At 64.8% G+C, this 9,304-nt stretch carries 8 protein-coding genes; 3 read left to right on the top strand and 5 right to left on the bottom strand.

Going from position 1 to position 9,304, the window contains the following annotated elements:
- On the bottom strand, window positions 1–1,760 hold a 1,760-nt coding region (locus AC1DT3_RS05895), incomplete at its 3' end, for a transglycosylase domain-containing protein (protein ID WP_477464317.1).
- A 275-nt stretch (window positions 1,761–2,035) separates the two neighbouring features.
- On the opposite strand from AC1DT3_RS05895, the gene AC1DT3_RS05900 reads away from it, so the two are divergent.
- Window positions 2,036–3,751, top strand: coding sequence for a hypothetical protein (locus AC1DT3_RS05900; RefSeq protein WP_477464318.1), 1,716 nt, complete (start codon window positions 2,036–2,038; stop codon window positions 3,749–3,751).
- Window positions 3,752–3,798: 47 nt separating this feature from the next.
- Here the strand turns inward: AC1DT3_RS05900 and AC1DT3_RS05905 are convergent, their stop codons facing one another.
- Window positions 3,799–4,221 carry an OsmC family protein gene (locus AC1DT3_RS05905; RefSeq protein ID WP_477464319.1) on the bottom strand — a complete coding sequence of 141 codons (423 nt, stop codon included), beginning with the start codon at window positions 4,219–4,221 and terminating at the stop codon, window positions 3,799–3,801.
- Between the two features lie 160 nt (window positions 4,222–4,381).
- Between AC1DT3_RS05905 and AC1DT3_RS05910 the strand changes: the two genes are divergently transcribed.
- Complete coding sequence (locus AC1DT3_RS05910) at window positions 4,382–5,023, top strand: DUF1345 domain-containing protein (protein ID WP_477464320.1); 642 nt, start codon at window positions 4,382–4,384, stop codon at window positions 5,021–5,023.
- A gap of 1 nt (window position 5,024) precedes the next feature.
- On the opposite strand, the gene AC1DT3_RS05915 is transcribed toward AC1DT3_RS05910, so the two are convergent.
- The 3 genes from AC1DT3_RS05915 to AC1DT3_RS05925 form a co-directional block, all read right to left on the bottom strand.
- On the bottom strand, window positions 5,025–5,570 hold the full coding sequence (locus AC1DT3_RS05915) for a regulatory protein RecX (protein WP_477464321.1): 546 nt from the start codon (window positions 5,568–5,570) through the stop codon (window positions 5,025–5,027).
- Window positions 5,567–6,307 carry a phosphatase PAP2 family protein gene (locus AC1DT3_RS05920; RefSeq protein ID WP_477464322.1) on the bottom strand — a complete coding sequence of 247 codons (741 nt, stop codon included), beginning with the start codon at window positions 6,305–6,307 and terminating at the stop codon, window positions 5,567–5,569. The genes AC1DT3_RS05915 and AC1DT3_RS05920 overlap by 4 nt, the downstream gene beginning before the upstream one ends.
- A gap of 196 nt (window positions 6,308–6,503) precedes the next feature.
- A complete protein-coding gene (locus AC1DT3_RS05925) occupies window positions 6,504–7,697 on the bottom strand; it encodes a winged helix-turn-helix domain-containing protein (protein ID WP_477464323.1) in 1,194 nt (397 codons plus the stop codon).
- Window positions 7,698–7,876: 179 nt separating this feature from the next.
- On the opposite strand from AC1DT3_RS05925, the gene AC1DT3_RS05930 reads away from it, so the two are divergent.
- Window positions 7,877–9,304 (top strand): MDR family MFS transporter (locus AC1DT3_RS05930; RefSeq protein ID WP_477464324.1); only part of this gene is annotated, 1,428 nt, incomplete at its 3' end.

The following is a 9,304-nucleotide window of genomic DNA, read 5'->3' on the forward strand; positions in this document are numbered from 1 at the left end:
TCGTTCATCATGGCCACTGCGCCCGGGTCGACCACGCGGCCGAGGCCGCCGCCGCCGGGGCGCTGGTAGATCGACTTGCCGTCGGTCGTCTTGACCTGGTTGATCACGTACGGAATCACGCCGTTGCCGCCATTGGCGAAGGCGGCGTAGGCGCTGACGATCTCGAGGGGGGTGACTTCGGATGTGCCGAGCGCGATCGACGGGTTGGCTTGCAGAGCCGAGGAAATGCCGAGGCGTTGCGCGGTCTGCACCACGTTCTTCGGGCCGACCTCGAGGCCGAGCTTCACCGCGACGGTGTTGAGCGACAAAGCCAATGCATCGCGCAGAGTAATCGCGCCGCGGAAATCGCGATCGAAGTTTTCCGGTGTCCAGCCTTTGTAATTCACCGGCGAATCTTCGCGCACCGTATTCGGCGTGAGTCCCTGTTCGACGGCGGTGAGATACACGAACGACTTGAAGGCGGAGCCCGGTTGGCGCTTGGCGACGGTGGCGCGATTGAACTGGCTCGCCTCGTAATTGCGGCCGCCGACCAGAGCCTTCAAGGCGCCGTCAGGCAACATCGCGACGAGCGCGCCCTGACTGACGTTGAATTTCGTGCCCTTCGAGTCGAGCTCTTCGACGATCGAGCGCTCCCCCGCCGCCTGCATGGCCGGATCGATGGTGGTCGAGACGACGATGTCCGATTCGATGGTGCCGACGAAGTCGTCGAGCACGTCCATCACATAATCGGCGGCATAATTGGCCGAGCCCGCGCCTTTCGGACGAACCGCCTCTGCGGGCGCGCCGAGCGCCGTCTTGGTCATGCCCGGCGTGATGAATCCGAGATCGTTCATGGCGGCGATGACGAGCTCGCCGCGATCCTGCGCCGCTTTCGGATTGCGGTTGGGCGCGAGGCGCGACGGGGCCTGTACCAGGCCGGCGAGAACGGCCGCTTCCGAGAGCGACACGTTGCGGGCGGATTTGCCGTAATAGCGCTGGGCGGCGGCTTCGACGCCATAAGCACCAGCCCCGAAATAGACGCGGTTGAGGTAGAGTTCGAGAATCTCGTTCTTGGTGTAGGTGCGCTCGAGCCAAAGGGCGAGAATCGCCTCCTGGATCTTGCGCGACGCCGTGCGTTCCTGCGTGAGAAAAAGGTTCTTGGCGAGCTGCTGCGTCAGCGTCGAGCCACCCTGGGCGACGCCGCGCGACGAAACGTTGCGCATCATCGCCCGAGCGATGCCGACCGGATCGATGCCGAAATGATCGTAGAAACGACGATCTTCGATGGCGACGAAAGCGTTCGGCAGATAGGGCGGCAATTCCTTGATCGAGACGGTACGGCCGCCGGTCTCGCCCCGATTGGCGAGGAGCGAGCCGTCACTCGCCATGATGGCGATGTTGGGCGGGCGCTTGGGAACGGTCAGTTGATCGATCGGCGGCAATTGCGCCGCGTAATAGGCGACGACCGCGCCGACCGCGATAATTCCCCAAAGGCACAGAACGGCGCCCGCATAGACGAGCTTGCGGAGAATCGAGCCTCCGCCGCGTTTCGACCCTTTGCCGCCCTTGGTCGAGCGCCGGCGCGCCGGCTTGGCGCTGCTCGGCCTGGCACTACTCGGCCTGGCGCTGGCCGGCTTATCGCTGCCGGAATCCTGCGATGCGCGCTTTCGCGTCATGGGTGCCCCTGCCCGGTCCTCAGGCGAAAGGCGGAAATCCGACCCCTCCGCATCGGCGGCGGGCGTTCCGAAAACCGGCTCGCGCCGATCACGTCCGTTCGCCACTTGGTTCCTCGTCGTCACGGGGCCGCTACGTTCGGCCACCGTTGGTGTGAGCAATGTAATTGTGGCGGTTTAAGGGGCAGTTAAGCCCTCGGACGCTTCTCCTGCAGGTTGTCCGCTACTCGGCGGCGCGCTGCGGCTTTTGCGCATCGCCCACGAGGGCATGAATCCTCTCGAGATCCGCCGGCGGCGCGAGCGGTCGCCTGGCGTCGCCGTAGCCAGACCCTGTGGCGATGTGCGACAAACATCGCGGAATTCGCGGCCAGGGGGCGGTCAGCATGAGAAGTCCATGTGTCACGGGCGCGATCGCCATCGCGCTCCTATGGTCCGGTGTCGTGTGGGCGCAGGATTCGCGACCCGACCAGATCGACTACGCGATGTTCCCGCTCGCCGATGTCCGCGATTCGCCCGAGTGCCGGGTCAAGATCGCCGACGGGAAGGTCGATTTCGGTCCTGCCATTACCAATCCCTCGATCACATGTCCCGATGCCTTCGCCTGGTCCCTGTTCGTGCGCGCCGTCGGCGAGCAATTCTGGGAGGATTGGTCGACGGATCGACAGGTCTGGCCGAGCGATCCATGGCCGCGCTGTCGGGCCGGCATCGCCGCCGATCGCTGCTGTCCGGCGGTGGAGATCTCGAACGAGGCGTCGCCCGCCCATTGCCCGGTCTATCCCGGCCCCACGCCCGGCGTCCCGGCGAACCAGTTGCGTATGCCGGTGACGGCGCATCGCCTGTCGCCGGATCAGGCGAGCCAGATCCTGGGGCAAGGTTCGGGCCAAGGTTCGGGCCAAGGCAAAAAATGGACGGAGGTGCCGGCGGTCTTCAAGGCGCCGGTGATCGGCGCGTTGCAGGAGGAGTTGATCTACCGCAACAAGCCGATGGTCGATTATGTGTTCGACAACGAACTCTATCATACCGAAGGGCTGATCCGCGTCTTCGATTCGCTTGTCGAGAGGCTCGGCACGTCGGCGCCGCGGCACGCAAATCCGCCTGATCCCGCAGCCGCGCATCCGGCGCCGCCTCCGCTGACCCGCGTCGATTTTCCGATCTCGTCGCTGATGGTGAAAGCGAACTGGATCGCCGCCGACCGCGCCGCCCAGATCGGCATCGATCCGAACGACGAACGTCATCCCTACATCACGATGAATCTCGTTCCGCGCGCAGGCCCCGACGACACCACGCCGCCCGTCGCGAAGCCATACGTCCTGTTGTCGTTTCACTTGTCGAGCAAGGACGTCCCCAACTGGACGTGGTCGACGTTCGAGCATGTGAGCAATCAGGGCCGTTGCGACTGGACCGGATGCAACGACAGCTTCGGTTATCTCGCGACGACCGTTCCGATGCCCGACGACGTCTCGGCGCGAAACTACATCGCGCCGAACAAGAAAAGGAAAATCGACGACGCCGATGTAGACGCGTTCGATCTGGCACAACCCTATGCGGACGCGGGAGAAATCAGCAGCGCTCTCAGCGCCTTGTTGGCGACTGTCGAGATCGGAGCGCAGGCCGCGCCGAACCGCACCGGTCGTCCGCGCATCGGCGATGCCGCATGGCGATCATATCGTCTCAAGGGAACGCAGACCGATTTCGTCACGGCGACCGGCGTGCCGACGCGCCTCGGCAACTCCGTCACCGAGGCCGGCTTCGTCAACAGCGCGTCGTGCCTGTCATGCCATTCGCGGGCGGCGGTGACGCGTGAGGGCGTGCCGGCCTTCGCGATCTTTACGGACAGAATGAGCGACGCGGGTTTCGCGGAGAGCGTCAACGGACCGCCGAACCCCGCCTGGTTTTCGGTCAACGCGTTCTTCGGCCACGGTGCGCAACGGGAATCGCCACGCATCCTGGCGGTCCAGACCGATTTCGTTTGGGGTTTTCGCTTCGCTTGCCCGATGGAGCCCCGCGCACTCGGGCCATCCTGGTGCAAGAACCTGACGTCGAAAGGATATTCGACGCCAGTGCCGACCAGACCCGGCGCAACGATGCCGACGCCGTGACGGTCACCCTCTGAGGGGACCGTCACTTCGGATCGAGGGATCGTGCGCTAGGCGAGGGTGAACGTCATCGTGATTTCGGCGTTCAACACCTTGGAAACCGGGCAGTTCTTCTCGGCCGCGCGGGCCAGTTCTTCGAACTTGGCGCGGTCGATTCCCGGAACGTTGGCCTGCAGCGTCAAAGCCGATTTCGAGATCTTGAAGCCCTCGCCTTCCTTGACGAGGGAGACGGTCGATTCCGTCGTCAGCTCGCTCGGAGTGAAACCCGCGCCCTGAAGCTGGAAGGCCAGCGCCATGGTGAAGCAGCCCGCATGGGCGGCGGCGATCAGCTCTTCCGGATTGGTGCCCTTCTCGTTCTCGAAGCGGGTCTTGAAGGAATAAGGCGTCGACGAGAGCACGCCGGAATCGGTCGTGAGATGGCCGGTTCCATCCTTGCCGGTGCCCTGCCAAACGGCTTTAGCCTTGCGATCCATGATCGTCTCCACTGTTTTCGCGTGTTGCGGGCGATGATCTAGCGCGCCGGCCCCCGAAGGGGATAGGGCGAATGTAAACCTTCCGCATGAAAAGGCCTTGGCACGTCGGGTATTTGCGACATGGTGAGAGCAACGTCGTTGTGAGCGCCAGGGATTTCGCATGATCAATATTCACGCCGGCCCGCGCCCGCGCCTTTTGACTTCGATCGTGGCGGCGGCCGTGATCTACACCCTGTTGCCGGGCGTTTGGCCGCTCAACACGCGGTTGCTGGCCGCCTGGGACGCCGGCATCCTGCTCTACCTCGCGGCGCTCGCGATCATGTTCGCGCGTTCGAACGTGGACAAGATGCGCTACCGCGCGAGCCTGGAAGACGAGGGCGCCATCGTCATCTTGATCCTCACCCTCGCCGCCGCCGTAGCGACACTCGGCGCCATCGCCATCGAGCTGCACGGAATCAGCGCGGCCGAAGCCCGCGATCAAGCCGTGCGCCTGTCGATCGCCGGCGCGACCATCCTCTGCTCGTGGTTTCTCGTTCACACCATCTTTGCCGTCCATTACGCACACGAATTCTACGGCGATGGCGGTGATCGCGGCGGCCTGACGTTCCCACACGAGAAGGAGCCGGATTATTGGGATTTTCTGTACTTCGCCTTCAATTTCGGGGCAGCGGCGCAAACGTCGGATATCGTCATCGTTTCGCGGCGGATGCGACGTCTGACGCTCGGCCACACCATCCTGGCGTTCTTGTTCAATACGACGATTCTCGCGCTCGCGATCAATGTGGCGGCAGGCCTGCTCTAGGTCACGGCGCTTCGATCTCGTCACGCTCGCCATCGATCACCCGGCGCACGAGGGCAAAGCCGAATCCCGCGCGCGCGAGCGCCGCCATGTCCTTGTCCCTGTAAGGCTCTCGCTCTCCCGGACGATAGGGCCCGAGCTTGCGACGGCGCGCGAAGGCCACGGCGGCGGCCTCGTCCGTGTTCTCGTCCTGATCGAGGGCAGCGGCGACGGTCTCGCGATCGATTCCCTTTGCAGCGAGCTTGGCGCCGATCGCCCGCGCGGACCCGCCCCGCCTCCTGAGCGTCGCCACCCGGGCGGCCGCGTAACGCGTGTCGTCGATGAGCCCGAGCCGCAGGCTCGTCGTGACGACGTCGTCGATCATCTCGCCGAACTCGGTCGGATCCTCGCCCCGCAGCCGGCAACGTTTCTCCACCTTGCGCTGGAGGACCCGCCGCAGATTGTGCGCGGAGGAAGAATATTGCTCGAGATAAGCCATCGCCGCGCGCCGCAGATAGGCGAGCGTGACCCGTCGCGGCGGCTTGCGGGTGGCGGCGTCCGAAAAGTTCATGCGGATCCGGAAATCGGATCGCCGGATCGCTCCACCGCGCCGCGTCGCTGCAATTGCAACGTGATGAACCAGCACAGGGAAGCCCAGGCAGCACCGATGCACCAGCCGCCGACGACGTCGCTCGGCCAATGAACGCCGAGATAGACGCGGCTCATGCCGATGATGAGGGTCAAGAAAACCGCGAGCCCGATGATGAACGCTTTGAGCCGCCGCCGCGGCATCATGCGGGCGAAAACCGCGCCCAGCGTCAGATACGCGATGGCCGAGAGCATCGCATGGCCGCTCGGGAAGCTTGCCGTGTAGACCTGGACTGCATGGGGCACGAGATCCGGCCGCGGCCGGTCGAAACCGGCCTTGAGCAGGGTCGACAGGAGCAAACCGCCGTCCACCGCGAGAAACACGAGGAGCGCAGCGCCGCGTTTGCCGGCCATGAGCAGGCAGATGATCGCCGAGGCGGTGACGATGGTGAGGACAGTGTCACCGCCGAGCGCCGTGATGTCGCGTGCGGCTTCCTCGAGCCATCCCGGGCCGAGAGGATCGGCTGGGTTCTGCGGGCTGCGCAGGGCGAAAAGGATGCTGCGGTCGAGGGACATGGTCTCGCCCTCCCGCATCTCGTCGGCAAGGGCGAAGAACGCCCAACCGAACATGGCGACGCCGAGGAAGGAGAGCAGGGGGCCGATTTCGTTGAACCCGAAACGCAGCCAGATTTTTTGGGCGGGAGCGAGCAGGGAGGTCATGGGGCAGGGACAATAGGGCGGAGGAAGGCAGGTGGCGAGGGCCGTCTCTCCGACGCCATCACCTCAGGCGTCATGGCCGGGCCCCGGCTACCTCGATCGGTGAGGAGCGGTGATCTTCGCATCGTGGTCAGCGGGACAAGCCCGGTGATGACATGGGTGGTGGAGGTGATGGTGGTGGTGGAAAACCTGCCCTAAATCACAACCCGAGCCGCTTTTTCCAGCTCTTGGGGACGGCGATCTCGGGAAGGCCCAGCCAGTCGGCCATCAGGCGCAGCTCGTCCGCCATCGGTCCCGCGATATCGGCGGGTTCGGCGTGACCTTCCGGATGGATCGAGTGCACGATCAGGCGCCCCGTCGCGCGATCCGCCTTCAGATCGAGGCGGGCGACAATCGTCTCGCCGAGCAGGAACGGCAGGCAATAATAGCCGTATTCCCGTTTCTCGGCGGGGGTGTAGATCTCGATGCGGTAGTGAAAGTCGAACAGGCGCTCGGTGCGGGTGCGCTCCCAGACGATGGGATCGAAGGGCGAAACCAGCGCCCGCGCGTCGATCCTGCGCGGCAGCCGTGCCTGAGGATCGAGATAGATCGGCCCGGACCATCCATCGACCGCCACCGGAACGAGATCCCCCGCTTCGACGAGTTCCGGAATGCGCGCCTTGGCATCCGCCGGTCCTAYGCGAAAATAATCGCGCAGGCAGCGTTCGCTGGCGATGCCGAGCGCGCTGATCGCGTGTCGCAGAAGCGCGCGCTGCGCCTCGTCCTCCGAGGGGGTCGGCGCGTTGAGGATGTCTGACGGGATCACCCGTTCGGGCAGATCGTAGAGCCGCTCGAAGCCCCGTCGCGAGGCGGTCGTGACTTCTCCGGCCCAGAACAGCCATTCCAGAGCCCGCTTACCGTCGCTCCAGCCCCACCAGGAGCCGAGACTCTTGCCGCCTTCGCTCAGTTCGCCCGCGCCGATCGGCCCGCGAGCGGCGATCTCGTTGCGTACGGTCTCGATGAAGGCGCGCTTTTCCTGGCCGAAGCGGGCAATGCCGCCATAGGTGCCGTCCCCCTGCGCCGCTCGCGCCATTCGCCAGCGGAAGAGGGGATGCAGGTCCATGTGGATCAGCGACGCCTCATGACCCCAATATTCGAAGGTCTTGCGGCTCTTGCGGTGATAGGCGGCTCGTTCGAGGAGCGTCCGGTCGTAGGCGCCGAGCCGCGAGAACAGCGGCATGTAATGCGCGCGCACCAGCACGTTGACCGAATCGATCTGCAACAGATGCGAGCGCGACAGAAGACGCCCCAGATGCCGCGCCGTCGGCTGATCGGGACGCTTCTCGTCGAACCCCTGCGCGGCAAGAGCGATACGACGAGCCTGGGAGAGAGAAAGTTTGGTGCGGGGCGCCATGGGAAAACATTACGGTGAGAGACACAGAGCTAGCGTCTCGGCGCACGCTTCGGCAAGGGGCGATGAGGGAATTGTGCGCCTCCCTTGATCCCGATCACAGGCAAGGTGCATATCTGCCCTGCAGGGACCGTTTGGGACAAAGGCGCGCCTCATCCTTTAACACGATCCGGAATGACGTGATGGGTGAGATGGATCAGGCCACCAAGACACTGGACTCGCGGTCACTGGACCCCCAGGCACCGCATGCCCCGGCGCAGACGCTCAGCCAGGCCGAGATCCGGCGAATCATCATCGGATTGATGCTCTCCCTGCTTCTCGCAGCGCTGGACCAGACCATCATTGCGACGGCGCTCCCGACGATCGGGCGCGAGCTCGGCGATGTGGAGCACCTGCCCTGGGTCGTGACGTCCTATCTCCTTTCCGCAACGGCGGTGACGCCGCTCTACGGCAAGTTCAGCGACAGCCACGGTCGGCGTATCACGCTTCTCATCGCGATCGTCGTCTTCATCGTCGGCTCCGTCGCCTGCGCCTTGGCGCCCAACATGCTCGTGCTGGTTTCGGCCCGCGCGCTCCAGGGCCTCGGCGGCGGCGGTTTGATCGCCCTGGCGCAGACGATCGTCGCGGATCTTGTCTCGCCGAAAGAGCGCGGGCGCTATCAGATGTATTTCGCCAGCGCCTTCATGACCGCGAGCCTGCTCGGCCCCGTCCTCGGGGGATTTTTTTCCGAACATCTGCACTGGTCGGTGATTTTCTGGATCAACCTGCCACTCGGTTTCATCGCGTTCGTCATCGCCTATCACGGCTTGAAGAAGCTGCCCCGCTTCGACCGGCCGCACCGGCTCGATCTTCTGGGCGCGGCGCTCCTGGTCTGCGCGACCGTCTCGCTTCTTCTCGCGTTGAGTTGGGGCGGGCTGCGGTTTGCATGGTTGTCGCTGCCGATTATCGGCCTTGTCGGCTCGTCCCTCGTCCTGTGGGTCGTCTTCGCCTGGCGGATGAAGACCGCGCCAGAGCCGCTGATTCCGGCCGACGTGTTGCAAAACCAGGTCGTGCGCACGGGAACGCTCGCCGCCTGTTTCGGCATGGGAACCTATATCGGCCTCAGCATCTATCTGCCGATCTATTTCGAGGTCGTGCGCGGCCTGTCGGCGAGCCATTCGGGCCTTGCGCTCATCCCGCTGATGGCGGGAACCGTCGTCGGCGCCAACATTTCCGCCCGCGCGATGATGCTGATGACCCGCTACAAGCTGCCGCCGCTGATCGGGCTCGTGCTGTCGATCGCCGGAACCGGCCTGATGGTCGCGTTCGGCGACACCATGTCGATTCCGGCGGTCGAAGGCGTTCTCGCGCTCATCAGTATCGGGCTCGGCATGTTGCTGCCGGTGACGACCGTCGCCATCCAGAATGCGGTGGCGCCCCACCAGCTCGGCACGGCCACCGGCACGGCGAATTTCTTCCGGTCGCTCGGCGGCGCGTTCGTCGTCGCCTTGTTCGGCGCGATCGTCCTCAGCGGCACAGGGCTGACGGGCGCTGCCAGTTTCGAGAATCTCGCATCGAGCGCGGCGCAAAGCGGCGTCGATCTCGCAGGCGTCTTTCGCTATGTCTTCGCC

The organism is Microvirga sp. P4_G7, assembly GCF_056401005.1.

Coding starts and splice junctions, on each gene's coding strand:
- AC1DT3_RS05900 (WP_477464318.1), top strand. CDS start 2,036: ATGAGAAGTCCATGTGTCACGGGCGCGATCGCCATCGCGCTCCTATGG.
- AC1DT3_RS05905 (WP_477464319.1), bottom strand. CDS start 4,221: ATGGATCGCAAGGCTAAAGCCGTTTGGCAGGGCACCGGCAAGGATGGA.
- AC1DT3_RS05910 (WP_477464320.1), top strand. CDS start 4,382: ATGATCAATATTCACGCCGGCCCGCGCCCGCGCCTTTTGACTTCGATC.
- AC1DT3_RS05915 (WP_477464321.1), bottom strand. CDS start 5,570: ATGAACTTTTCGGACGCCGCCACCCGCAAGCCGCCGCGACGGGTCACG.
- AC1DT3_RS05920 (WP_477464322.1), bottom strand. CDS start 6,307: ATGACCTCCCTGCTCGCTCCCGCCCAAAAAATCTGGCTGCGTTTCGGG.